This window comes from Corynebacterium silvaticum (assembly GCF_002162115.2).
GTDB lineage: Bacteria > Actinomycetota > Actinomycetes > Mycobacteriales > Mycobacteriaceae > Corynebacterium > Corynebacterium silvaticum.
Map to the genome: position 1 here is coordinate 1,485,037 of NZ_CP021417.2, position 24,624 is coordinate 1,509,660.

Consider the following 24,624-nt stretch of genomic DNA (forward strand, 5'->3'; position numbering starts at 1 on the left):
GACGCAGCCTCTCCTCTATTCGGCCTCTGCCTCACTAGGGCCAAAGAGATCTTCCGCCCAACCACAAATAGCGGTGGTCACACTGTGAGAGTCGAGTCCAACGATCTTAAGCAGTTCGCTTCTCGACGCATGTTCGGGGAACATCTCCGGGAAGGCTAGGTTTCGAACCGGCACATCAATTTCTGCAGCGTTAAGAGACTCATTAATCATCGAGCCAATACCGCCATGGATAATGCCGTCTTCAATGGTGACCACAAGATCATGATCTGCCGCCATAGCGATTAGCGACGGTGCAACAGGTGAAACCCATCGCGGATCCACCACTGTTACGTTTAAGCCTTCTTCGATCAAGGTCGAACATGCTTCCATCGCGGTCTTCGCCATAATGCCTACCGCAACGATCAAGATACTGGGCGAATCGCTATCAGCACCTTCAGTGTCCGCATAAGCCAGCACCTCCGCGCCGTCGTCAAGCCCCATTAACGCCGGGATCTCCTCAGGAAGATTTCCTTTAGGGAACCTGACCACTGTGGGGCCGTCAATAGACACGGCTTCACGGAAGAGTTCTTTAAGCTGCGAGCCATCTCGCGGAGCCGCAACACGCATCCCCGGAATCACTGAGGTTATAGCAAAATCCCATACACCATTGTGGCTTGCACCATCAGAACCAGTTACGCCTGCCCTGTCCAACACGATGGTAACCGGCAGTTCAAGGAGACTGACATCCATGACCATCTGGTCAAACGCCCGGTTGAGGAACGTAGAATACACCGCGACAACAGGGTGCAGGCCGCCCAAGGCTAGGCCCGCTGCAGAGGTCATCGCATGTTGTTCAGCGATCCCTACGTCAAAAAATCTCTCCGGATACGCGTCGCCGAAGGCCGACAAACCAGTCGGGCCTGCCATCGCAGCGGTAATGGCCACGATATCCTGACGTTCCTTGCCTACCTCTACGAGTTCCTTACTAAACACAGATGTCCAGCCAGGGCTTTTCGTCCCTACGGGCTCACCCGTCTTGGGGTTAATAACACCCGTGGAATGCATGAGTTCCGCAACATCATTTTCTGCGGGGGCATAGCCCTTGCCCTTTTCGGTGACCACATGAACGATCAGCGGACCTTTATGGTCTCGTCCATAACGGAGTGCAGTTTCTACAGCCTTGATGTTATGTCCATTAACCGGGCCGATGTACTTCATTCCCAGTTCAGGGAACATTTCTGTAGGAATAACGCTAGATTTAACGCCTTCTTTGAAGGCATGAAGCGCTTCAAAAGTTCGCTCACCTACCCAACCAAGGGCCTTCAGTGTGCTCTTCCCCTGCTCCATCATCTTGTCGTAGAACGGCTGCATCCGGAGGCCCGCGAGGTTATCGGCAAAACCGCCGATCGTAGGAGAATAGCTACGACCATTGTCGTTGACCACGATCACAACGTTGCGGTCTTTGCTCATTGCGATGTTGTTGAGGGCCTCCCAACACATTCCACCGGTCAAAGCGCCGTCGCCAACGATCGCAACCACGTTGCGATGGGTTTCCCCTTGAATCTCAAACGCCTTTGATAGACCATCTGCGTACGACAATGCCGCTGAAGCGTGTGAAGATTCGGTCCAGTCGTGAGGGCTCTCTGAGCGGTCCGTGTAACCGGACAAGCCGCCCTTTTGCCTCAGCGAGTCAAATAACCCCACACGACCCGTCAGGATCTTATGAACGTAGGACTGATGCGACGTATCAAAAATAATGGGGTCCGAAGGAGAAGAAAAGACACGATGCAAAGCAATCGTCAGTTCAACTACTCCAAGATTTGGCCCCAGGTGCCCTCCGGTAGCAGATACTTTTTCAACAAGAAATTCTCTAATCTCTGCGGCAAGCGCATCAAGCTCATCAAACGAGAGCCTTTTCACGTCGGCCGGAGACGAGACGGTGTGAAGAATACCCATGGAGGAAAGGCGCACCCTTTCATTGATCGCGGACGACGGGCCTAGCTGTTAGTGCTCTCAGTTGAGGATACTGGAGGGGAAACGACAATCTGAGGAAACATGCGATTGGGGGCGCATGCAGCTACAAGCCTGAAGTGACAAAATTCTTAAACGCATTCTACTCCGTCATTCACGCTGACTAACAAAGCCCACTGCTTCCGCATGTCGCCACAAGCGCAATAATTAAAGTTCGCGACTCTTATCGCGCACCAATAAACCAAGGGTCTCAAAATGATGAGTACCCGGAAAAGCATCCACAAGCTGGAGACGAATCAACGCGTATCCGTTCTCCTGCCAATACGACATGTCGCGAGCAAAGGTGGCAGGATCACAACCAATATGAACGACGACCTCGGGGGAGGCTAGCGCAATATCATCAATGACTGCTCGCCCAGCCCCCACCCGCGGCGGATCGAGCACCACTGCGACAGGCTTGGGCAGCCTCGGAACAGCGCGCTCCACCAGCGAAGAATGGAAGACCACCCGTTGTGCGTCGTGAGCACTTCTTAGCGCGTGTTTTCCGGCTTTTGCAGCTTCCGGCGATAGCTCCACAGAGTGGACAACGCCGCTATCTCCCAGCCCATCCAGCATCGCCGGAACAAAAGCGCCTGCCCCACCGTAGAGGTCCCATCCAATATGGCTGCGGTGCGCAAGGTCCTCTTGGTTGAGTTCCTGCAACGTGGTTTTAATCCAGCGCTGAATAGTGGAAGCATAATGCTGGGCCGAAGCCTTATGCGCTTGCCAAAAAGCTGTTGCTGAAATAGTAAACTGCGCGTTGCCGATAACCTGAGTGACGTTACCGTCGCCTTCCAGTACTTTTTGAATCGACTCAGCACGCTGCCCTCGCGATGGCTTTCGTGTCTCCACAACTGAGCGTTTACCCTCATCATCCAGGACAACCACAATCTGAGAACCTGGCGTGAACGTAAAGTTCACTGCTTCTCCTTCAGATTCGACAATCCCGTCCAACAACCCTGGAACAGCTTGTGAACAAGGATGATGCGCCACTATGTCGTGGGAATTACGACGGCGAAAACCGGCATTTCCCAGAGCATCGACACCAAGGCGCATCCGGGTGCGCCAACCCACTGGTTCCCCGATAGTCTGCACATCAATAGCAGGAATAGTGGCGATTTTGCCTAAACGCTGAAGCTGGTCTTTCAAAATATGTACTTTGAACTGAGCTTCTTCTTGAGGCTTAATGCCGCCTAGATCACAGCATCCAGCGCCATGCGACGCTGCCAGACATCTATTAACTGTTCTCAGATCGGATGCTCGTGTCACCGCTTCCAGTTCCGCACGAGCAAATTTTTTCTTCACCTGCGTAATCGTGGCCTCGACTACGTCCCCGGGATAGGTATTAGGAACAAAAACCACCCGCCCCTCGGACAAGGCTATACCCTCGCCCCCATGCGCTGACCGCTCGATGGTCAACTCGACTTTTGTTCCCTTATGCATGGTTGTATTCGATCCCTCGGGCATATCCGACGCCGTCTCAGTCATTTATTTATGTCCTTCTTGAGGATCGTCAGGGTTAGCTTCCCGATCCGTAGTTTCTTCCACAGGCATGTTGTGCTCTGTGGTCATCGCACGCGCGGCTTTCTTAACCATCCACACGGTAAGGAGCGTGACTAATCCGGTCAGCGGCCATCCCATAAGAATCCGGGCAAGCGCCAGCGCATTAGTTGCGTCTGCGTCATAAAGATTACGCTGAACTACAAAGCGCGTTGCAAATACTAAGGCCCATCCGAAAGTAGCTACAGCATAAGCACGACGTGCCGTTACGTTTGTTCTCCACGCCATGCCTTCGCCGTTGATCCCCTTCCAGATGATCCCGACCATCGGCCAGCGCACAATCAACGAGACTATAAACACAAGAGCCATCAAGCCTGACATCCAGATGCCATAGAGGAAATAGCCTTTGGCGTCTCCAGTCCACCATGCGATTGCCGCACAAATGCCTACTCCGATAAACCCTGAGATCGCAGGCTGAAGATTTTCTTTCCGCATCAGGCGCCACACGGTGACTGCTATCGCAATCGCAATCGCAGCCGAGAGACCTCTATTAAGGCCCCATTTATTGTTGATTGGAACGAAAACCAGAATAGGTAAAGTCGAGGAGACTAAGCCTCCAAGACCACCCATCTGGTCTAAAAACGTACCAGTATCTTTGGTTTTTCCTTCAGGTTCTGTAACAGAAGAGTCCACTTAATTCCTTTTACTATCAGTGGGTTATTCAGAAGGTGCCGCTGGAGGTTGAGAATTATTCGGATCGTTCTCCATCGCGGCTCGTAGCGCCATCTCTTCCTGCACTTGCTCTGCAAGCGGTTGCGGAAGAGCCACCGGTAATGAGCTTCCGGCCAAAATAGGAGCATCTCCGCGATTCACAAAAGTACGGGCGATAACTTCACGCCCCAGCTCAGCCATCTGGTCAGCAGATTCAGCCGGAGCAGCAAGAGTCATCCGCAACATCCAACGAGGTCCGTCTACGCCAATGATGCGGATTATGCCGTTTCCTCCATCTGCGGATCCAACGATTTCACGACCCCAAGGCCCCTGTTCTATATGCACGAGGAGTCCGTCTTCACGCATTCCCGCCGCAATTTCTTTGGTCGATTCACGCCATTGTCCTGCGGAAGAAGGAGTCGCAAAAGCAACCGGAGTAATACGACCATGCTCCGTGAGGACATGAAGCATCTTTGGCCCTTCTGGCCCCATTTCCACTTGCACCTCAGAAGGGCGTGGGAGCGGGACAAGCAAGGAGCCTAGATTAAGCGTTCCATCGGAGAAATCAGAGAAATCAAACTCTTCAATGTCTACGTGTCCGGCATCAAAGGGCCCCCTGTGCCCATTGATCGCATCATGGATAGGATCTGCCTCTTCAGATTCGCCCGCTACCGAGCTGTTGTCTAAACAATCGGCCTCTGGGTCTGCCTGTACCAGGGATGGATCGTTTTCTACCACGTATCCGGGGTCTTCTTGTCGGTCCGTATCCTGGTTATCAGCGGACTCATTTTTATTTTTACCAAAGGGCCAGATAGACATATTTTTCCTTCACGCTTGCAATGCTTGCAATTCATTGTGGTTAATCAACCGCTGCTAGCACAAGGCAACGCAACTAGTTTCAACCACAGATTATGTTGCTTATAGCTAGTTAACCCCTGTAGAGCCGTAGCCGCCAGCTCCTCGCACTGTGTTATCTAGCAGCTCCTCAACCTCCACGAAATCAACCAGCTCAACTTTTTGAATCACGAGCTGAGCGATACGTTGACCGCGTTCAATAGAGATGGGGGTCTGAGGATCAAGATTAATCAGGCACACCTTGATTTCTCCACGGTAATCTGCGTCGATTGTACCTGGGGCATTAACAATACTGAGTCCTTCTTTCAGAGCGCGTCCGGATCGTGGGTGTATGAGCCCCACAGTTCCCAGCGGCAAAGCTAACGCCACACCAGTACCCACGAGTGCTCGGTGCCCTGGCTGAATCTGGACACTTTCAGTGGCATATAGGTCCACCCCTGCATCTCCGCGATGCGCACGCTGAGGTAGTGGAAGATCCTTGTCGAGTCGCTTAACCGACACAGGTCCTATTTGGTGGTCACTGTAAGTACCCACGATGCAGCTCCTTGCTCTGTTGTTCATCTGACCTAAGTCTTCTGCGCCGGTGCGGCACAAATACCGCATAAGAATGCCACACTAAAGCACAAACTCTCACATTTATGAGGCGTCTATCTGGAATAAGATTATGATCCCACCACAATAGGCGTCGCAAAGCTTGAAGGCACCTTGAAGACATCCCAGTGCTCAGCAGTTGTGGTCGACTTGCACTGCAGTAGACTGTGCTGCGTGACTGATGGGGAACGTAATCAAGTAAAAGTCTTGTACAGCGAACGACAATGGGTTCCGTGGTACTGGTGGCTTTTTGCCGCAGCCTTCGTCGCCCTCATTGCGACACAGGCTGGGATCAACCGATCTGATATCTGGTTCTATGGCACCGCTATCCTTCTAGCAGCACTATCGACGTGGGTCCTAGTCTCTTGGTCTGGCACAAAAATTACTGTCGAAGAAGACTCGGACGGAACTCGTTGGCTTGTTGTCGGTGAAGCTAACCTACCGGCCACAGTAGTTTCACGATCCTTGGCCGTGCTTTCTTCCGCCAAGCGCAACGCGATGGGCCGCCAGTTTGATCCTGCCGCTTTTATGGTCTCTCATGGCTGGGTACCCGAGATGGTGATGCTCGTGCTAGACGACGAGGACGATCCCACTCCGTATTGGCTGATTTCCTCCAAGAATCCCGAGCAATTACTCCAGAGTTTTGTGCCTCATCACGCCACCAACGTGTGACACTATCTCGCTGAAACCATAAGTAAGGTCAGGTGCTGCTACTTTCTAGCAAGCCCCTGACCTTATAATCTTGTGCGCTAACGCCTCTTCACTGCGCGGGTTACCCGCGATGAGTGCATCATAGTGCACCTATGCCTTATTACGGCCTCGTTACGCGCAATCTTTGCAGATAATACTGCCGTCATCTTCGACGTGATCAATACGATTATTGCGCTGAACCAGATAGCAAATGGAGCAGGTGAACTCGTCGGAACGGCGAGGGATCACCGTAACGCTCAGCTCTTCTCCCGAAAGATCTACCGTAGGAAGCTCAAAAGGTTCGACGATCTCACCGTCATCATCAATATCACTCTTCGTTGACTCTGCGGCTTTGAGTCCCTCTAGGGAGTCAGTCTCGATCTCGTCTTCTTCTCGACGTCGGGGTGCGTCGTAGTCAGTCGCCATGTGTCTCGCTTCCTGAAGTAAATTGCAGAACAGTCATCGCGCCAGCGGCGTTGTGTGCCTGCCCCTGCCCGAACTACTGTGTGGCATCTATCGACGCGCATATTAAGGCACAAATCTCAGATTGTCACTTCAGTTCCACCAACCTCCCCAGCGGGGGTAACTTCAAAGGATCGAAACCACTAATTCAGGCTTTTTAATTACGCACGTTATGGGAGGTAATAAGCTTTTCCAGCTCCATCGAAATGCTAGGTGAGGATACCCACAAGATCTCCCCCGACGTTCCCGGCGTAGAAAGAGCAGGAATTCGGACAACAGCGCCAGCTTCGGCTGCGATCAAGGCACCTGCAGCGTAGTCCCATGAGTTAAGCCCGTGTTCAAAATAAGCGTCAATTTTTCCTTCAGCCACCGAGCATAGATCTAAAGCGGCGCTCCCCATTCTGCGAATATCACGCACGTGAGGCAACACATGGACAAGCAATTCCGCTTGTTCTTTCCGCCGCTTAGCTGCATAAGAAAACCCAGTGGCCACAAGTGCTGTGGCTAGGTCACGAACGTACCGAACCCCAATGACTGACCAGTCTCCGCCTTCATCAGCAGCGATCGCGCCCGCGCCTATTGCGGCTGCATATATCCGCCCGGTGACCACATTTACCACCGCCCCGGCAACGACCTTGCCATCTATCGCAGCTGCAATCGATACCGCATAGTGAGGAATCCCATAGAGAAAATTGACGGTACCGTCAATCGGATCAACGATCCAGGTCACCCCGCTGACGGACACCAGATCGCTGCCTTCCTCGCCAATAATGCCGTCGCTCGGACGTCTGCGAGCAATCTCTTCAGTGATAATTCTCTCCGCTTCCGTATCCACTACAGTCACAGGATCCACCGGAGAAGACTTCGTCTGCACAAAATCGGATATGTCCCCCAGCTGCGCAACCTGTCTTCTAATAGCTGCCGCAGCGCAGTCAGCAATCGCAATGGCATCGCCTGCAAGCTGGACCGCATTGCTTATCTCGGTATCGTGCTCTGTAGTCAAAAGGGCTATCGCTTGTTCGTCCCGAATGCACGTATAGCCCTCTTGCGTCACATATGAATCGGCACTGTGAATATTGTTGTCTGACATGCTGCTCCACCGTCCTTCGATCACGAAAGTGACATCTTTTACAAAACTGCGTACTCGCAACCCATTCTCGCTTCTTTCCCTAGATTATGCAGCACAACGGACACAAAAGGTCCTCATACAGCTCCTTCCAGATCCATCATCACGCTCTGTGAGTTATTTATGTCGCGTAGAGACGCCAATGTGCGGCAATTGCGTTCGCAGACGCTTGCCATTCAGTAAGCTCAAATTCATGACACGAATTGGCTTTGGCATTGATGTTGGTGGATCTGGGGTTAAAGGCGCCCGTGTTGATCTCGATACCGGTGAATTTGTCGGAGATCGGATCAAGATTTTAACGCCCAAACCCGCCACCCCCGAAGCGGTCGCTCAAACGATTTCCCGCATTGTTACAGAGGCCGAGTGGGAAGGACCAGTAGGGATAACGCTCCCCTCTGTAATCCGGAATCAGGTAGCTCTTTCCGCCGCCAACATCGACAAATCATGGATCAATGTTGATGTTCAAAAATTATTTACAAAGACTCTAGGTGGACGCAGCGTCGCAGTGCTTAACGACGCCGACGCGGCAGGCATCGCCGAAGTAACTTTTGGAGAAGACCAAGCGCGCCGCGGTTCCGCTATTTTACTCACCTTAGGCACCGGCATCGGTTCCGCTTTCTTTATCAACGGAGTCCTGTTCCCCAATACAGAGCTCGGGCACATGATCGTAGAAGGAAAAGAAGCTGAGCATCTAGCTTCCTCCGCAGTAAAAGAGCGCGAAGAGCTAAGCTACACCAAATGGGCCAAGCGAGTTTCTAAAGTTCTCAGCGAATATGAACGCCTCTTTTGGCCAGATGTTTTTATCGTAGGCGGTGGAATCTCACGCAAAGCCGATAAATGGATACCCAAGCTCACCATTGATACACCCGTTGTGCCTGCAAAACTACGTAATACCGCAGGTATCGTAGGAGCGGCAATGGCAGCAGACCAAAACATCCGGCCTTAGGACAACGTAAAACTCACCCACATCTCATGGGGTCGTTACGACTAAAACCGGTCGTATTTTACGAGTAACGACCCCTCAAACCCCGCGATCTCCTTAAATGTTTTATAATGGCGCTTTGTCCAAGTCGTAATGAGTAAAATGCCTGGGAACTTCCTCGTCCAGCCTCTAGTTCCCCCTGCGTCCTCCCATTTGTTGAGCTTTATTAAAGCGCACATGTTAAGCAGGGAACAATAATGAGGCCTGTGGCGTTAAAGCTTCCATCGGGTTAACGCCCTTAGGCTGGTAAGAAACAGCTCTGTTCTTCATGTCTTATCCGGCATCAAACTTTTTACGAGGAAACTCACTCATCCAATCGAAAGGGCGTACGTGGCAGCCACTGATAATTCAGAATCTTCCGCAACGGCACGCGCTAGCGGCACCGGTCTTTCTGGCACTCCTGCCGGTGAAGCAGCCGCCCCTGCCGCAAAGAAGACGGCAAAGAAAGTCGCAGCGAAGAAGACGGCACGCAAGGTCGCTCGAAAGGCTGCTCCGCGCAAAGCTGAGCCGGTATCCGCAACAGTGGGTCCCGTCGGCGGTATTGAAGCTGAATCCTCCACCGCGTCATCCATCGAATCGGATTCTGTCGAGTTGAAGGATTCCACTCCTGTGAAGAAGGCGGCTAAAAAAACCGCTAAAAAGACGGCTAAGAAAGCAGCCCAAAAAGCAGCTAAAAAAGCCCCTAAGCGTGCAGCCAAAGTCGAAGAGCCAGTAGAGGTTTCGCCCGAACTGGAAGCTACCGATGAAGACGAGCTCGAGACCGACAATAGCGATGACTACGATCCTCTCGATGACGCAGACGATGATCTTCATGATGAAGAAGACAATCTCGTATCGGTTCTCGGTGATGACGATGAGGAAGAAGCCTCTGAAGAGTCTGAGGATGAGGAAGAGGACGAGGGTTCTTCAGTCTGGGACGAAGACGAATCCGCTGCACTACGTCAAGCGCGTAAAGATGCGGAACTCACAGCCTCCGCAGACTCGGTACGCGCTTATCTGAAGCAGATCGGTAAAGTCGCTCTGCTCAATGCTGAGCAAGAAGTCTCTCTGGCTAAGCGCATTGAGGCTGGCCTCTACGCCACTTACCGCATGGAGCAGATGGAAGAGGCTTTTAACAACGGAGATCGGGAAGCAAAATTAACCCCCGCCGTTAAACGCGATCTTCGTGCTATCGCTCGCGATGGCCGCAAGGCTAAGAATCACTTGCTAGAAGCCAACCTGCGTCTCGTGGTTTCGCTGGCTAAGCGCTACACCGGTCGCGGTATGGCCTTCCTAGACTTGATCCAAGAAGGCAACCTTGGTCTTATCCGCGCAGTAGAGAAGTTCGATTACACCAAGGGCTACAAGTTCTCTACGTATGCTACGTGGTGGATCCGACAGGCCATTACCCGTGCAATGGCGGATCAAGCGCGAACCATCCGTATCCCTGTCCACATGGTGGAAGTCATTAACAAGCTGGGTAGAATCCAGCGTGAGCTGCTGCAGGATTTGGGACGCGAGCCCACCCCGCAGGAGTTGGCTAAGGAAATGGATATTACCGAGGAAAAGGTCCTCGAAATCCAGCAATATGCGCGCGAGCCTATCTCCCTTGATCAGACTATCGGCGACGAAGGTGACAGTCAGCTCGGCGACTTTATCGAGGACTCGGAAGCAGTTATCGCTGTCGACGCAGTTTCTTTTACTCTGCTGCAGGATCAATTGCAGGATGTCCTCCACACGCTCTCAGAGCGTGAAGCTGGCGTGGTTAAACTCCGTTTTGGTCTCACTGACGGCATGCCTAGAACCCTCGATGAGATCGGACAGGTTTACGGGGTTACTCGTGAGCGTATCCGCCAGATCGAGTCTAAGACTATGTCTAAGCTACGACACCCGTCACGTTCTCAGGTTCTCCGTGACTATCTTGATTAGTTGGTCATAGCTACGGCTAAGCGTATGGCGGCTCTCCCAGATCGGGAGGGCCGCCATACGCTTATGCTTTTAGTTGTTCACCTTATTTAGTTAGTTGATCCTCGATACACTGCTGCTGCGCTTCTTGAGGAAGGTCACCGCAGCTATTAACCGTTTCTACGACAAGGGGGCCCACAATTGCAATGATTGCCAGTGAAGCAACGATAGCCAGCACGCTAAGAACCAGCGAGACAATAGACATACCTTTACGGGTTTTAGACCCTAAAGGCATCTTGCGTGCTTTCATCAGCGCAATAATTGCCAGAATGATGGCAATGAGCGCTGGAATAAAGGCAAAAACCAGGCCTACGATACTGAAGATGGCGAGAATAGAGACGATAGCAAAGCCCAGCGCCCAATAAGCAATAGTGTTGTTCGCCGGAGGTACTGCACCATACCCTTGATTGCCGTAGTTCATGCCGTTGAAGGAATCTTGGCCATAAGCCCCTTCAGGGTTCCCGGTTCCAGGATAAGCAGGCATTGAATTCGATTGTGACAGGCCGTCACCAAAATCATTCTCATTATTGCCATAGGGGTTCTTCGGGGTGGTCATAATGTCCTTCCGAGTAAAAGTGTCAATACTTGTAGGCTCCATTATGCCTATCAAGGTAATTAGTTTCGCAATAATAGTGTTTCTTTTTCAATTAAATCAGACATGCGCAATCTATTCAGCAGATCACGTATTCAGCAGATCACGAGTCCCACCCGATCTTTTACCAACGTCGTAAATAATCGATACGTGCTTGGAGCTGTTCAGCCGAGCACATGGCGGTAGGAGGGCCACCGCATTTTTTTCTCACCTCAGTGTGAATAGCGCCGTGGGGCCTACCAGTGCGTGAAGCTGTCACCGACACCAAAGCATTGAGTTCTTTGCGAAGTCGAGGAATCTCAACGCTTGCAACCCTGTCTGCAGGTTCCTGCTGCTGCGCTGTCCTAATGCTTTCCTCATTCTTTTCGCGCTCTTTCGCTTCCGCGTCTCGCGCATCAAGTTGCTCAGTTTGGTGCTTTCGGAGCAACGCTCGCATCTGGTCGGCGTCGAGAAGCCCCGGAAGCCCCAAGTAATCAGCCTCTTCATCCGATCCTGCGAAGGTACCCGTCCCATAGGATGAACCATCATAGATCAGCGAATCTAGCTCTGCGTCCGCTCCCAGCGACTCGTAGCTAGGCAGGTCATCCTTCTCAATCTCTTCCTTGTTCGCTTGGGCTAATAGCTCGTCATCCCAGCCTTCGCTGGGCCTATCTGGCTTACCCAAAACGTGATCACGAGAGTTCTCCAGCTTCGCCGCCAGATCAAGCAGCACGGGAACAGAAGGAAGAAATACCGATGCGGTCTCGCCTTTTCGGCGGGATCGCACGAATCGCCCGATTGCCTGTGCAAAGAATAGCGGGGTGGATGCGGATGTTGCATACACGCCAACGGCAAGGCGAGGAACGTCCACACCTTCAGACACCATACGCACTGCTACCATCCATTCATCGGTAGAGCCGTTGAAGTCTTCAATGCGTTGCGAAGCCCCGGCCTCGTCAGACAACACCACGGTGACAGGCGAGGAAGATAAACGCTCCAAAATCTTGGCGTAGGCGCGCGCCGTCGTTTTATCCGTTGCGATCACAAGACCGCCTGCGTCAGGGATGTGTTTGCGTAGCTGTAGTAGCCGCGTATGTGCGGCTTGCAGCACCGCAGGTATCCAATCGCCTCTGGGATCGAGAGCAGTCTTCCATGCGCGCGCCGTTTGCTCCGGGTTCAAAGGTTCCCCTAAACGCGCGGCGAACTCCTCCCCCGCGTTTGTGCGCCAGCGGGCTTCGCCAGAATAGGCCAAGAACACCACGGGACGCACTACGCCATCCGCCAACGCATCCGAGTAACCGTACGTGTGATCCGATTGGGAAACGAGGTGCCCTTCACCATCTTCTTCATAGCGAACAAACGGAATCGTGGAATCATCCGAGCGGAAAGGAGTTCCGGTCAAAGCTAATCGACGTTCCACGTCACCGTACGCATCGCGGATTCCATCGCCCCAGCTTTTGGCATCGCCGCCGTGGTGAATCTCATCCATGATGACTAAGGAACGCTTTGCGGTAGACACCGCATGATGCTTAAACGGGTGCATAGCAACCTGCGCATAGGTCACCACGATACCATCGTATTGGGGATTAACTGCATCGGAGTTTTTAAAGTAAGGGTCTAGAGCTAGCCCCACTCGTGCCGCTGACTGCGCCCACTGCACTTTTAGGTGCTCCGTAGGAACCACCACGATGACCCTGTCAACCGTACGGTTTTCTTTTAACTCCGTGGCCACTCTGAGCGCAAAGGTGGTCTTACCGGCTCCAGGCGTGGCCACTGCAAGAAAGTCCCGCGGGCCCTTCATCAAATACTTGGTAAGCGCCTTGCGCTGCCAGGCGCGTAGGTCGCTTTTCACTTTTTACGTAGGCCCCTATAGATACGTTCACAATCCGGGCACACAGGTGACCCAGGCTTAGCTTGTTTGGTCACAGGGAAGGTCTCCCCACAGAGAGCGACAACCATTTTCCCTGAAATCGCAGAATCAACAATCTGATCCTTTTTCACGTAATGGAAGAACTTCGGGGTGTCATCACCAGTGAGATTGTCTTCTCTGATGTCTGGACGTTCGATGGTCTGCGTGCTCGTACTCACTCCACCTATATTGCACCACGATGTGTGGTCTCGACTACGTGGGTCTACCCTAGGAGGTTATGCAGCAGCATCAAGGAGATCACAGTGAGCATAATCTTGCGGATACTGAGGTAGCCGAGCTCAAGCTAAGCCCGAAAGGCTCGTGTTTTACGCCGCCTCGTGGGCCATCGTGTGGAATTAGTCACCGATGCCAAGAAGAGCCCCTCAGAAGATCGCCATCACCGCGAAGTTGTCTACTCCTGGATTCAAGGATTAAGGATCCCTTTCCTGCTCGCAGCCATGGCCGCATATATCTGGATGCACAACATGGTTCTATCAGTCATCCTGTTTGTCATCTGCGTACCTCTCCCCTGGATCGCCGTCGTCATTGCCAATGGCGTAGGAGAGAAAAGAGATCCTCGCGCACCAACCGTGTACAAACCTGCTGCGGCACGGGAACAAGAACGGTATTTGAATGACGTCTACAGCAATCAAAAGCGGATTTCTGGTCCCTCCACGACAACAAATCAGCCTGTGGTTATTGACGCTGATGACGCAGACAATGACGCCTCACAAAATCCTACGTAACCGCTGTAGCGCAATACGAAACTGTGAGCGGCACCGGCAGGCGTCGACACGCTACAACCTTCTCAACGCTCCTTCCTTTAGCTTCCGTCGCTTAACCTGTTACGGTTTCTACAGTGTTTCACCCACGGTTCTCCCCACGCCGTTTCACAGAAAGACGTGCTACATACATGCGCAGTACTCTCACTGAGATCTCACCCCAGCTCGTCCAGACGCTTGAAGAGGCAGGCTTCACTCCTGCCGCGCTCCAAGAATATCTAGGACCTGCAGCTTTCTCGTCTATAGCCCGAGGTGAACCTGCATCGATCCTCTATGCACTGCGTACGCGAGAAGAAGAACCACTAGCCATCCTGATACGAGCTTTCCTGGTCCATGCTGAGGTACCTCGACAGCACCTTGACAGCGTTCTCGGCGCGCAGATCGTCGACACTCTTTTAACGCTCGGGATGGCGCAGGAGAAGGACTCCCTAGTTACTATCGGGATTGATATTCGCAGCACCCTGATCGATGGTCGACTAGTCTGGGTTTTTTCTGACATGGATGCCTCTATGGTCGCACACCACGTCCCGGGGAAAGACCATGTGCTTGGTATCGGCGCCGCCAGCTTATCGCTACTCTCGACGACCCCACGCACGCCTGTCCACACGTTGCTCGACCTCGGCGCAGGATCCGGCATCCAAGCACTGGGCCAAGCTCCGCACGCGCGCACGATCGTCGCTACTGATGTCCACGATCGCGCTCTTGACTTTGCTGAAGCCAACGGTGCAGCAAATAACGTATCGCTCGACATACGCTCTGGCTCTTGGTTTGAGCCCGTGGCCGGCGAAAAATTTGATCGGATCGTAGCCAACCCGCCCTTTGTTGTCGGTCCCCCAGAAATTGGACATGTCTATCGCGACTCCGGCCTCGATCTAGATGGAGCCACCGAGTGTGTTGTCCGAGGTGGAGTCGAGCATCTCAAAGAACAGGGCTGCCTTCACGCATTGGGGTCCTGGGTGTATCGGGAAGAAGAATCTGTTCCGGCACGAGTTGCGTCATGGATTCCAGAGCTGGGAGTATCAGCATGGTTCATCCAGCGAGACACCGTCGATAGCATCGACTACGTCAACACCTGGTTGAGGGACGAATCCATAGATCCCCGCAGCAGCGAGGGAGCACAACGCACACAACACTGGTTGCAGCATTTTGACCGCGCGAACGTCACCGCAGTGGGATTCGGATTCATCGCGATAAAGCGTATCGACGATCATCTCCCCTCCGAGGTGGTCTTTGAGAACGTCTCCCACCCCATCGACGCCTATGTGGGCGATGAGATCCAAGAACACTTTGTGCGAATGGAATGGTTGCGGGATAAAGACGCGGAGGCAATTTTGGATGCCCAGTATTATCTGCGCCCTGGTGTGGCCAAAGAAGATGTCTCTACAACAGATCTGGAGACGGGCATGGGATTTGCACCAGCTGCGTTAAGGCTGACGCGCACCGATGGTTTCCGCTTTATTCACGACGTAGATCACCACATTGCCGCCATTATTGCTGGCTTACACCCAGCTGGGCTGCCCCTGCGCGAAGTCGCAGACCTTTATGCTTTTAGCAACGGACTTGAGGATAGCTCCCTCCACGCAGCCCTCATTCAACCCATCGTCGCTCTCATTCAACATGGGATTATTCTTCCCGCAGACATCACAACGGGTTGGTGATGACAATGCGCGCAGTCCTCACACGAGTAAGTTCGGCATCTGTATCCGTCGATGGTCATATCGTCGGCAGCATTGACGCCCCGGTTACGGGAGGGATTCTCGCACTGGTAGGAGTAGGAAGAGACGACGACTCCGATGCATGGAAGACAATGGCTCGGAAAATCGCGGAGCTTCGCATTCTTGAAGGAGAAAAAAGTGTTTCCGAGGCACAGGCCCCTGTTCTTTTAGTCAGCCAGTTCACGCTTATGGGTGCCACGGCCAAAGGCCGACGACCTTCATGGTCAGAGGCTGCTCCGAGAGAACAAGCAGAGCCCATCATGGAAAAGATTGCCACAGCATTAAGGCAACGTGAGATTCACGTGGAAGAGGGCCACTTTGGTGCGATGATGGAGGTCGCTTCCGTTAATCAAGGACCTTTCACCGTGATAGTGGAGTGTTGATTAAGCCGAAAAGATTATCCAATTGCACTCTTTCGGGGCTAAGAGATAACCCCGAGTTAATCCATCGAAGGCAATCGGGAACTTTCTTAGGGGGTTTTCCGTTGAGTCCCATAGAAGCGCCGACTTGAGGAGGTCATGATGACAGAATCATCCAGCCAAGAACTAGCTCAGGAGTTGATTGACCGCGGAAGTCGCCGTGGACAAACTAACGATAATCCCTCTGCAGACCTCGTCCGCGTTTATCTCAATGGCATCGGTAAAACTGCCCTATTATCCGCAGAAGATGAAGTGGAGCTGGCCCAAACTATTGAGGTTGGGCTTTATGCCGCGCATCTTCTAGAGGACTCTAAAGAACCGCTAACGCGCGCAATGAAGCGCGACCTTAAGGTTTTGGTCAAAGACGGACGCAAAGCACGCGCGCACCTCCTAGAGGCAAACCTTCGCCTTGTTGTTTCCCTAGCTAAGCGTTATACAGGCCGTGGCATGCCGCTTCTCGACCTCATCCAGGAAGGCAACCTCGGGCTTATCCGAGCCATGGAAAAATTTGATTATTCCAAGGGCTTTAAATTCTCCACATACGCAACGTGGTGGATCAGGCAGGCAATCACGCGAGGCATGGCGGATCAATCCCGAACCATTCGTCTCCCTGTTCACCTAGTGGAACAGGTGAACAAGCTCTCACGGATCAAGCGTGAAATGTACCAACACCTTGGCCGGGAAGCCACCAATGAGGAGCTTGCAGAAGAATCCGGAATCGATGAGTCCAAGATTGAGCTTCTGCTACGCCAGTCTCGCGATCCAGTCAGTCTAGATATGCCCGTCGGCGCTGATGAAGAAGCCCCTCTGGGTGACTTTATTGAAGACTCTGAGGCAACCGATGCCGAGTCCGCGGTCGTTGCTTCATTGCGTCACTCCGATATTCGTTCGGTCCTTGACACTCTTGAGCAGCGTGAACAAGATGTCATCCGCATGCGCTATGGCTTAGACGATGGTGTCCCCCGCACCCTTGATCAGATCGGCCGTCAATTCGGTTTATCCCGTGAACGCGTCCGCCAAATCGAACGCGAGGTTATGACTAAGCTTCGCGACGGTGCTCGCGCCGACAAGCTTCGCGCCTACGCAATCTAGCTCACCCATACACTCTAGAGACTCCCTTGAAGCAGGAAGGATTTCGCTTCAAGGGAGTTTAACTTTTCACTACCGATTAATTGGATTGTTCAATTTATTTTCAACAACCCATTCTGATACGCTATTGCTAGCGTGCGTGGTTTACACCCCGCATGCATGCTACTTAGTCCAAACCTGCAAGTTCGACAGAATCCATATAGATTTATGTAGGAGAACTCGCCACGAACTTTGATTAGCCTGCCCCACGGTGGATAAAGGAAAGAGGTTAAATAATGAAAGATTTGGTCGATACCACAGAAATGTATCTGCGGACCATCTATGAGCTGGAAGAAGAGGGAGTCACTCCCCTTCGTGCACGCATCGCCGAACGCCTCGATCAGTCAGGTCCTACTGTCAGCCAAACCGTTGCACGTATGGAACGTGACGGCCTTGTCGTAGTCGCATCCGACCGCAGCCTTCAAATGACACCTACTGGACGAGCTCTAGCCACCGCCGTGATGCGAAAGCACCGCCTCGCAGAGCGTCTCCTTACAGACATTATTGGCCTAGATATCCACAAAGTTCACGATGAAGCATGCCGCTGGGAACACGTCATGAGCGACGAAGTGGAACGACGCCTCGTCGAGGTCCTCGATGATGTCACGCGCTCCCCCTTTGGCAACCCAATCCCAGGCCTAGATGAGCTTGGCGTTTCCCTCAAGAAGAAGGAAGAACCAGGTAAGCGTGCCGTCGATGTAGCCCGTTCCACCCCTAGAGACGTGCGGATCGTTCAGATCAACGAGATACTTCAGGTAGATTCTGACCAGTTCCAGGCTCTCATTGACGCAGACATCCGAATCGGAACAACTGTCACGCTCAGCGAAGTAGATGGCCGAGTCACCATTACGCATGGCGAAAAAACAGTAGAGCTTATCGACGACCTAGCTCACGCAGTACGAATCGAAGAAATTTAATTTAAAGGGTACAGGCATGAAACTCCTTGTCACTGGCGGAGCTGGATATGTAGGAAGCGTCTGCGCTGCAGTCCTTCTAGAGCAGGGCCACGAAGTTACAATCGTGGATAACTTTTCTACTGGCAACAGGGAGGCCGTACCTGCTGGAGCCATTCTCGTCGAGGGAGATATCCGCGACAAAGCCAACGAGATACTTGCATCTAATTCATACGATGCCGTCCTACACTTTGCAGCACGCTCCTTGGTCGGCGAATCGGTGGAAAAACCCTCCGAGTACTGGCAGCACAACTTTGTTACCACATTGGCGCTCCTGGATGCGATGCGCGCCAACAACGTAGCAAATCTGGTTTTTTCTTCGACTGCAGCAACCTACGGCGAACCAGCTTCAGTCCCCATCACAGAGGACTTCCCCACCCAACCAACCAACCCCTACGGTGCCACTAAGCTTGCTATCGACCACGCCATCACGTCTTATGCACAAGCTTATGGCATGAGCGCTACAAGCCTGCGTTATTTCAACGTTGCCGGAGCTTACGGAAACATCGGTGAAAATCGCGAAGTGGAAACCCACCTTATTCCTCTGATACTCCAGGTTGCTTTGGGACACCGCGACAAGATTCTTATGTTCGGTGACGATTGGCCGACCGAGGACGGCACTGCGGTCCGCGATTACATCCATATCCGCGATCTCGCCGATGCTCACGTTCTAGCTATGGAATCCAATCAACCGGGTGTCCATAGAATTTTCAATCTTGGCTCCGGGGAAGGTTTCTCGGTCAAACAGGTCATAGAAGCATGCCGTACCGTGACGGGACATCCCATTCCAGCAGAGGTTGCACCACGCAGAGCTGGTGATCCTGCTGTTTTGATTGCGTCTTCGGCCAAAGCCCAGTCGGAACTGGGTTGGCGTCCTACGCGCACCGATCTCTCCACCATTGTTGAAGATGCGTGGGCTTTTACCTCTCATCTGGGATGAACGTGCCCATAGCGCACCTAGATAACCGATTTCCATCATCCTGCAGCAGCATAAATTTCTATGTTTATGCTGCTGCATTCGTTTTCTTGTCATTGCACAAGCCGAGAGAATTCCATGTTTGTTGTACGCCTTCCTGCACGGCCTCGTACACACGGGATAGCTCCCCAGTTTGATACCCAGCTAGCAGTAAGCGGCTAAGGCGGTGGTCAGGACTGTCGTCTAAAGCGCTAGCCAAGGCAATGGGAATCCGTGGAGACAAAGGCGTACTACAACAGCTAATGGCATAAACGCATAACGCATTGGCACGGATATTGCCTGATGAGAGCTGTGCGACTTCACGAGTTACACGCCGTGCGGCCTCCGGCTGTTCAAGAAACTCGGAGAGGCATAAATCCCTGAGGAAGGAATCCGAGAATATCTCTCTGACTACGTTCAGTTGCGCGTCCTTAAGATAATGCGTGTCCGCGGGAGACTCACAAGCCGACATGAGGATCACACGAAGTTGATTAATTAAGTCATGTCCCTGCTGCTTATCATTTTTTATTGCTTGCGCCCGTATCAATGCACTTTGATGTAAAGACGCAACATCCAAATCCTCCAGCTGCTCCCCTGTTGCCTCAAAATAATGAAAGGCCTCCCCACGACTGATAGCGGGCAGCTCTCCGCATTCGAGCAAAGCCTGGCTGGTAAAGGATGCTGAGACCTGCGAGATCTTACCTTCCCGCCAGCCTCGATCCTTATCTGCCCATATTTGTACATCATCGCTTAGGAACAACGCCCGGTATCGCTGTGACGTAGCAATATCCGTGGTAATCCAGCATCCATCCAGGTGAAGAATCCCGCACTGAGATAATTGGGAAAGATAGTCTCGCAAGTCTTCGATCTGTTCTGCGCTTAATCGTGACGCAACCACAAAACCCATCACAAATTCCGGTTCCACAACGCTTAATGCCTGATCCACATCCGGCAGATGCCTAGCATCGCTAATATCCATACGTAGTACAGGACCCAGGGCTATACGGTTCTCAGAATTTTTGACGCAGGTAACAAATACCAAGGATTCATGTGGGTAATAGCCAAGCAAACCGGGGATATTGGCAAGTATTTCTCTCGGAGTAAAGACAATGTTCATGCCTCACATTTCTACTGAGACTGTCTCGGTTTAGATAGCGTCTGATGCTTGAACCGCTCTTATCGGTGGATAACTCTAGGTTTCCTTTGCTGCCTGTGTACAACTACTTTTCGCTTATCCTTAGCGGATGCTTCTACAAAAGCGCTGGTAACCGCGAAAAATACTCAGCGTGGAACAAAAACCTCACACGCCCTGTTGTTGAAAGTACACAGAGAAATGGCTGTTCAACGCCACTATTGTGTTCTATGGAGAAGACTGCGCTACCGCTTGCCCGCATTATCGTAAAACAGACTAAAATGGAGGGCTTAGCGTAAATAGTGGCCTCGTTATGTCTTTAGTCCTGCACTATGAACGCTATTAAGATGTGGGAAGATGTTTAGGAGGAGTAACAGTAACATGCAAGAGAAAAACGCTCGCATGTACGAATTAGAGTTCCCTGCGCCTGAAGTGTCTTTAAAAGACAGCGAAGGCCCGACTCTCATCGTTGCACTCCAGGGTTATGCGGACGCTGGACATGCAATCGACGCTAGTGCGGAGCATTTGCTTGCGGCTCTCGATCACAGGCCAGTGGCTTCATTTAATAATGACGAGCTCATCGACTACCGATCCCGACGACCTTCGGTAACCATCGAACACAATAATATTGTTAACGCAGAGGAACTCGCGTTAGGTATTGAGGTTCTCCGAGATAATTCGGGAACGCCTTTCCTACTTCTCTCTGGACCCGAGCCTGATCTTCGGTGGGATGCTTTTACTAAAGCCGTCGCGGATCTCGTGGAGCGCTTTGGTGTGTCTCGCACCATATGTCTGTATGCAGCTCCTATGGCTGCACCTCATACCAGGCCCATGGTGGTTTCCGCTCACGGAAACTCTGCGGACTTAATCGATCATCATTTCAGCTTAGATACCAGGATCACAGTCCCGGGGTCTGCCTCGCTTCAGCTTGAACGCCTGCTCAACAAACAAGGACGAAACGTAGCCGGATACACCGCACATGTGCCGCATTACCTTTCTGCATCACCGTATCCACAAGCAACGTTGAGCTTGCTTGAGGCTGTCTCTTCTTCCACCGGGTTAAAGTTTCCGCTTCGTACGTTGGAAGAGGATTCTCGCAAGGTTGCTCTTCAGATTGAAGAACAAGTTGCGAGTTCTGCAGAAATCGAAAATTTTGTTCGCCTTTTGGAACAACAATACGATGAAGAACTTGAACGGTACCGCGAGGCGAATCCTGAGGCCGTCATGCCAGGAGAAGGCGTTGTGCCTAACGCCGAGCTACTGGGAGAAGAATTCGAGAAATTCCTTGCAGACATCGATAATCGTTCTTTAAACGGCGGGAAAAGCGAGAACGACCAAGAGCAGTCTGCTCCTGTAGACACCACCGATACATCGGATGAGGAAACCGATCTCTAGCAACAAAACCAGCCGCCGCGAGGAGGACTAGTAAGCGTAATCCCTCCTCGCGGTGCAACGTCGTATAGCTGTTTTTCCATGATGCCTTTTCCGTTCTTAGCGCATGTGATACTCGTTTCAGCACACAGCAGCAAACCCGGCTAGGGTTAATCACTGTGAACCTTACTCAGATGCTCCCCGACCTAGAAGAAGTCCCCTCGTCGCTTTTAGACGATGCTATTTTTGATTCTTTCTTGGGGTGGACAAAGGCTAAGGGAATTTCTCTCTATCCGGCTCAAGAAGAAGCCGCTCTGGGAATCCTTGCCGGAGACAATGTGATCTTGGCAACCCCTACGGGATCCGGAAAATCCATGGTTGCTACCGCAGCTCATTTTATTGCGATGGCGCGGGGACAACACTCTTTTTATACGGCCCCCATCAAGGCTCTTGTCAGCGAAAAGTTCTTCGCACTATGCGATATTTTCGGCCCTGAGTCAGTAGGAATGATGACGGGTGATGCCACTGTTAACGGCAATGCCCCCATCATTTGCGCCACCGCCGAGATCGTTGCCAATATTGCGCTTCGGGACGGCGCTCGCGCTGATATCGACCAAGTGATCATGGATGAGTTCCATTATTACTCCGAACCTGGTCGCGGCTGGGCTTGGCAAGTTCCGCTCTTGGAGCTACCCCGGGCGCAGTTCCTGCTTATGTCAGCAACGCTAGGCGATACTTCTTTCTTGGAAAAAGATTTGGAACAGCGCACCGGGCGCGATACCCAACTGGTCTCCGGGTCCACAAGGCCAGTCCCGCTGGAATTTTCTTACGTCTATACCCCCATCCACGAGACTATTGAAGACCTTCTTTCAACGGGTAAGGCCCCTATTTACGTTGTGCATTTCACCCAGCGGGAGGTCATTGAACGCGCCCAATCGCTAACGAGCATGACGATCATAGACAATGCGGCCAAAGAAAAAATCGTGCAAGAGATCGGTGACTTTAAGTTCACCACAACCTTTGGGCATGTTCTTTCCAAGCTACTGCGTCGCGGTATTGGGGTACACCATGCCGGGATGCTCCCCAAATACCGCCGTCTAGTGGAGAAGCTCTCTCAGACGGGTCTTCTGCGAGTAATTTGCGGCACAGATACTTTAGGTGTGGGCATTAATGTGCCTATTCGCACCGTGTTGTTTACTGGTCTAGCTAAATTTGATGGCACGAAACAGCGCATCCTTGCGTCTCGAGAATTCCATCAGATTGCAGGCCGTGCGGGACGGGCTGGCTTTGACACAGTCGGATCCGTGGTCATTGAGGCTCCTGAATTTGAAATTGAAAATTGGCGACTCCGGCAACGAGCAGGCAGCGACCCCAAAAAGCTAAAAAAGCTACGCAAAAAATCGGCACGTGACGGCGATGTTGTCTGGGGAGAACGCACCTACGAACGCCTCAGCACCGCTGAACCGGAACATTTGCAAAGCCAATTTCGGGTATCTAATTCAATGCTCCTTAATATCATTAGCCGCCCCGGTAATGGCTACATGCATCTCAAACAGTTGCTTCGTAACAACCATGATTCGCGTGAAAAACAAAACAAAGATATCCTGACCTGCCTTGAATTATTCAGGGGGCTTCTCAACGCTGGGATCGTCGAGAAGCTAGAAACCCCGGATGAAACCGGCCGCTACTATGCGATTACCCAGGAGCTACAGCGCGACTTTGCACTCAACCAGCCCTTGGCACCTTTCGCGCTGGCTTCCCTTGAATTGCTTGATCGCCAAGCGGACACTTTTGTCCTTGACGTGATTAGTACATTCGAGGCTATTTTGGATGATCCTCGGCAAGTTTTGATCGCGCAGCAAAAAGAAGCGCGCGCAACCGAGAGAGCCGCCCTCAAAGTAGAGGGCGTTGACTACACCGAACGCATGAAATTGATCGAGGACATCACATGGCCAAAGCCATTAGAGGATGAATTAGAGAACGCTTTCGAGATATATGCACAGGGTCATCCATGGGCTAAAGAATTTGAGTTAAGCCCCAAATCAGTAGTCCGGGACATGATCGAGCATGGCATGACTTTCAGCGATCTGATAGCCACATATGGCCTTGCGCGCTCTGAGGGCGTGGTGCTGCGCTATCTCACCGATGCGTGGAGGACACTGCAGCACAGCGTCCCCGCCGAGTATCGCACCGAAGAGCTTGACGACGTCATCATGTGGCTCGGAGAGGTCGTACGCCAAGTTGACTCCTCGCTTGTCGACGAATGGGCTCAGATGGCAGACCCCGATGCACCGATTTCTCAAGAGACTCTTGAACGCGAGCTAGCTTTCGGAGTCGAAGACCCCACCGCACTTACAGCTAATAGGCGTGCCTTTACCATTATGGTGCGCAATACGATGTTCCGACTAGTCCAGCTTTTTGCAGATGAGAAGGAAAACCAGCTCAAAGAAATGCTCGCTTATCTCGGCGAAGTTCCCGATTTTGGAGCTGCTTTGGATGATTACTTTGACGAGTACGCGGACCTCGACACGGGACCCGAGGCCCGCGGTCGGGAGTATTTCTTTCTTCAAGATTCTGGTAGAGCCTGGCAAGTCCGTCAGATAATCAAAGACCCCGCAGGCGATAATGCCTTTGCTTTTGTTGGAACCGTTGATCTCGATGCTTCTGATGCCGCAGGCGAGGTACGGTTCTCGCAATTAACACTCGATTACGCGAACTAGCCTCCCGCGTGGTTATGCACGTACGCAGCGCCTAGGATTTTCAACTCCTAGGCGCTGCGTACGTAATCATCTCATAGGAACTGTAAAGGAATGCAGAACCTATAGTTTCCAGCGAGCCG

20 protein-coding genes and 2 pseudogenes are annotated in these 24,624 nt (G+C 52.2%); 11 read left to right on the forward strand and 11 right to left on the reverse strand.

The annotated features are described in order from the left end of the window. Nucleotides 1-15: 15 nt before the first annotated feature. The 5 genes from dxs to dut all read right to left on the reverse strand — a co-directional run bounded on the left by dxs (nt 16) and on the right by dut (nt 5,589). Nucleotides 16-1,935 (reverse strand): 1-deoxy-D-xylulose-5-phosphate synthase, encoded by a 1,920-nt coding sequence (dxs, locus tag CBE74_RS19380; protein ID WP_087454095.1) that lies wholly within the window; start codon nt 1,933-1,935, stop codon nt 16-18. Between the two features lie 222 nt (nt 1,936-2,157). Then, nucleotides 2,158-3,477, reverse strand: coding sequence for a class I SAM-dependent RNA methyltransferase (locus tag CBE74_RS19385; protein WP_087454096.1), 1,320 nt, complete (start codon nt 3,475-3,477; stop codon nt 2,158-2,160). Continuing rightward, entirely contained in the window at nt 3,478-4,182 is a 705-nt protein-coding gene (locus tag CBE74_RS19390; RefSeq protein WP_087454097.1) for a DUF3159 domain-containing protein, read from the reverse strand. It lies immediately after the preceding gene. 24 nt (nt 4,183-4,206) lie between these two features. Beyond that, nucleotides 4,207-5,019 carry a DUF3710 domain-containing protein gene (locus CBE74_RS19395; protein ID WP_087454098.1) on the reverse strand — a complete coding sequence of 271 codons (813 nt, stop codon included), beginning with the start codon at nt 5,017-5,019 and terminating at the stop codon, nt 4,207-4,209. 105 nt (nt 5,020-5,124) lie between these two features. Further along, nucleotides 5,125-5,589 (reverse strand): dUTP diphosphatase, encoded by a 465-nt coding sequence (dut, locus tag CBE74_RS19400; RefSeq protein ID WP_087454099.1) that lies wholly within the window; start codon nt 5,587-5,589, stop codon nt 5,125-5,127. Nucleotides 5,590-5,820: 231 nt separating this feature from the next. On the opposite strand from dut, the gene CBE74_RS19405 reads away from it, so the two are divergent. Beyond that, the gene (locus CBE74_RS19405) at nt 5,821-6,318 is read left to right on the forward strand and encodes a DUF3093 domain-containing protein (protein ID WP_087454100.1); all 498 of its coding nucleotides are present in this window, start codon (nt 5,821-5,823) and stop codon (nt 6,316-6,318) included. Nucleotides 6,319-6,468: 150 nt separating this feature from the next. Here CBE74_RS19405 and CBE74_RS19410 read toward each other — a convergent pair whose 3' ends face one another. Together CBE74_RS19410 and CBE74_RS19415 are read right to left on the reverse strand one after the other, a co-directional pair. Continuing rightward, entirely contained in the window at nt 6,469-6,762 is a 294-nt protein-coding gene (locus CBE74_RS19410; RefSeq protein WP_087454101.1) for a DUF4193 domain-containing protein, read from the reverse strand. 193 nt (nt 6,763-6,955) lie between these two features. After that, nucleotides 6,956-7,888 (reverse strand): inositol monophosphatase family protein, encoded by a 933-nt coding sequence (locus tag CBE74_RS19415; RefSeq protein WP_087454102.1) that lies wholly within the window; start codon nt 7,886-7,888, stop codon nt 6,956-6,958. Between the two features lie 229 nt (nt 7,889-8,117). Here CBE74_RS19415 and ppgK point away from each other — a divergent pair, with 229 nt between their 5' ends. Beyond that, nucleotides 8,118-8,870, forward strand: a complete 753-nt coding sequence (gene ppgK, locus CBE74_RS19420; protein ID WP_087454103.1) for a polyphosphate--glucose phosphotransferase — start codon at nt 8,118-8,120, stop codon at nt 8,868-8,870. 366 nt (nt 8,871-9,236) lie between these two features. Next, nucleotides 9,237-10,814, forward strand: a complete 1,578-nt coding sequence (locus CBE74_RS19425) for an RNA polymerase sigma factor (protein WP_087454104.1) — start codon at nt 9,237-9,239, stop codon at nt 10,812-10,814. 82 nt (nt 10,815-10,896) lie between these two features. On the opposite strand, the gene CBE74_RS19430 is transcribed toward CBE74_RS19425, so the two are convergent. From CBE74_RS19430 to CBE74_RS19440, 3 genes are all read right to left on the reverse strand, one after another. Then, complete coding sequence (locus CBE74_RS19430; protein WP_087454105.1) at nt 10,897-11,406, reverse strand: hypothetical protein; 510 nt, start codon at nt 11,404-11,406, stop codon at nt 10,897-10,899. 160 nt (nt 11,407-11,566) lie between these two features. Next, nucleotides 11,567-13,273, reverse strand: coding sequence for a DEAD/DEAH box helicase (locus CBE74_RS19435; RefSeq protein WP_134315928.1), 1,707 nt, complete (start codon nt 13,271-13,273; stop codon nt 11,567-11,569). Next, nucleotides 13,270-13,509 (reverse strand): DUF3039 domain-containing protein, encoded by a 240-nt coding sequence (locus CBE74_RS19440; RefSeq protein WP_013242069.1) that lies wholly within the window; start codon nt 13,507-13,509, stop codon nt 13,270-13,272. Before CBE74_RS19440 ends, CBE74_RS19435 begins: the two co-directional genes overlap by 4 nt. Before the next feature lie 59 nt (nt 13,510-13,568). Here CBE74_RS19440 and CBE74_RS19445 point away from each other — a divergent pair. From CBE74_RS19445 to galE, 6 genes and pseudogenes are all read left to right on the forward strand, one after another. Further along, nucleotides 13,569-14,076: pseudogene (locus CBE74_RS19445) on the forward strand (DUF3099 domain-containing protein). A 167-nt stretch (nt 14,077-14,243) separates the two neighbouring features. Further along, complete coding sequence (locus CBE74_RS19450) at nt 14,244-15,770, forward strand: DUF7782 domain-containing protein (protein WP_087454107.1); 1,527 nt, start codon at nt 14,244-14,246, stop codon at nt 15,768-15,770. A gap of 5 nt (nt 15,771-15,775) precedes the next feature. After that, nucleotides 15,776-16,210, forward strand: a complete 435-nt coding sequence (dtd, locus tag CBE74_RS19455) for a D-aminoacyl-tRNA deacylase (RefSeq protein WP_087454902.1) — start codon at nt 15,776-15,778, stop codon at nt 16,208-16,210. A 138-nt stretch (nt 16,211-16,348) separates the two neighbouring features. Further along, on the forward strand, nt 16,349-17,338 hold the full coding sequence (locus CBE74_RS19460; RefSeq protein WP_014525892.1) for a sigma-70 family RNA polymerase sigma factor: 990 nt from the start codon (nt 16,349-16,351) through the stop codon (nt 17,336-17,338). 272 nt (nt 17,339-17,610) lie between these two features. After that, nucleotides 17,611-18,291 carry a metal-dependent transcriptional regulator gene (locus CBE74_RS19465; protein ID WP_087454108.1) on the forward strand — a complete coding sequence of 227 codons (681 nt, stop codon included), beginning with the start codon at nt 17,611-17,613 and terminating at the stop codon, nt 18,289-18,291. A gap of 16 nt (nt 18,292-18,307) precedes the next feature. Beyond that, nucleotides 18,308-19,292, forward strand: a pseudogene (galE, locus tag CBE74_RS19470) (UDP-glucose 4-epimerase GalE). A gap of 39 nt (nt 19,293-19,331) precedes the next feature. On the opposite strand, the gene CBE74_RS19475 reads toward galE, so the two are convergent. Further along, nucleotides 19,332-20,399, reverse strand: coding sequence for a DUF4192 domain-containing protein (locus tag CBE74_RS19475; protein WP_087454109.1), 1,068 nt, complete (start codon nt 20,397-20,399; stop codon nt 19,332-19,334). A gap of 396 nt (nt 20,400-20,795) precedes the next feature. On the opposite strand from CBE74_RS19475, the gene CBE74_RS19480 reads away from it, so the two are divergent. Both CBE74_RS19480 and CBE74_RS19485 read left to right on the forward strand, forming a co-directional pair. Next, nucleotides 20,796-21,809, forward strand: a complete 1,014-nt coding sequence (locus tag CBE74_RS19480; protein WP_087454110.1) for a PAC2 family protein — start codon at nt 20,796-20,798, stop codon at nt 21,807-21,809. A gap of 155 nt (nt 21,810-21,964) precedes the next feature. Beyond that, nucleotides 21,965-24,505: a DEAD/DEAH box helicase gene (locus CBE74_RS19485; RefSeq protein ID WP_166740999.1), complete on the forward strand. Its 2,541-nt coding sequence runs from the start codon at nt 21,965-21,967 to the stop codon at nt 24,503-24,505. Nucleotides 24,506-24,624: the final 119 nt, after the last annotated feature.

Excerpts from the sequence above, each read along its gene's own strand:
- CBE74_RS19430 (WP_087454105.1), bottom strand. The coding sequence starts at position 11,406 with ATGACCACCCCGAAGAACCCCTATGGCAATAATGAGAATGATTTTGGT.
- CBE74_RS19415 (WP_087454102.1), bottom strand. The coding sequence starts at position 7,888 with ATGTCAGACAACAATATTCACAGTGCCGATTCATATGTGACGCAAGAG.
- CBE74_RS19450 (WP_087454107.1), top strand. The coding sequence starts at position 14,244 with ATGCGCAGTACTCTCACTGAGATCTCACCCCAGCTCGTCCAGACGCTT.
- CBE74_RS19385 (WP_087454096.1), bottom strand. The coding sequence starts at position 3,477 with ATGACTGAGACGGCGTCGGATATGCCCGAGGGATCGAATACAACCATG.
- CBE74_RS19460 (WP_014525892.1), top strand. The coding sequence starts at position 16,349 with ATGACAGAATCATCCAGCCAAGAACTAGCTCAGGAGTTGATTGACCGC.
- dtd (WP_087454902.1), top strand. The coding sequence starts at position 15,776 with ATGCGCGCAGTCCTCACACGAGTAAGTTCGGCATCTGTATCCGTCGAT.
- dxs (WP_087454095.1), bottom strand. The coding sequence starts at position 1,935 with ATGGGTATTCTTCACACCGTCTCGTCTCCGGCCGACGTGAAAAGGCTC.
- ppgK (WP_087454103.1), top strand. The coding sequence starts at position 8,118 with ATGACACGAATTGGCTTTGGCATTGATGTTGGTGGATCTGGGGTTAAA.
- CBE74_RS19465 (WP_087454108.1), top strand. The coding sequence starts at position 17,611 with ATGAAAGATTTGGTCGATACCACAGAAATGTATCTGCGGACCATCTAT.
- CBE74_RS19395 (WP_087454098.1), bottom strand. The coding sequence starts at position 5,019 with ATGTCTATCTGGCCCTTTGGTAAAAATAAAAATGAGTCCGCTGATAAC.
- CBE74_RS19475 (WP_087454109.1), bottom strand. The coding sequence starts at position 20,399 with ATGAACATTGTCTTTACTCCGAGAGAAATACTTGCCAATATCCCCGGT.
- CBE74_RS19480 (WP_087454110.1), top strand. The coding sequence starts at position 20,796 with ATGCAAGAGAAAAACGCTCGCATGTACGAATTAGAGTTCCCTGCGCCT.
- CBE74_RS19410 (WP_087454101.1), bottom strand. The coding sequence starts at position 6,762 with ATGGCGACTGACTACGACGCACCCCGACGTCGAGAAGAAGACGAGATC.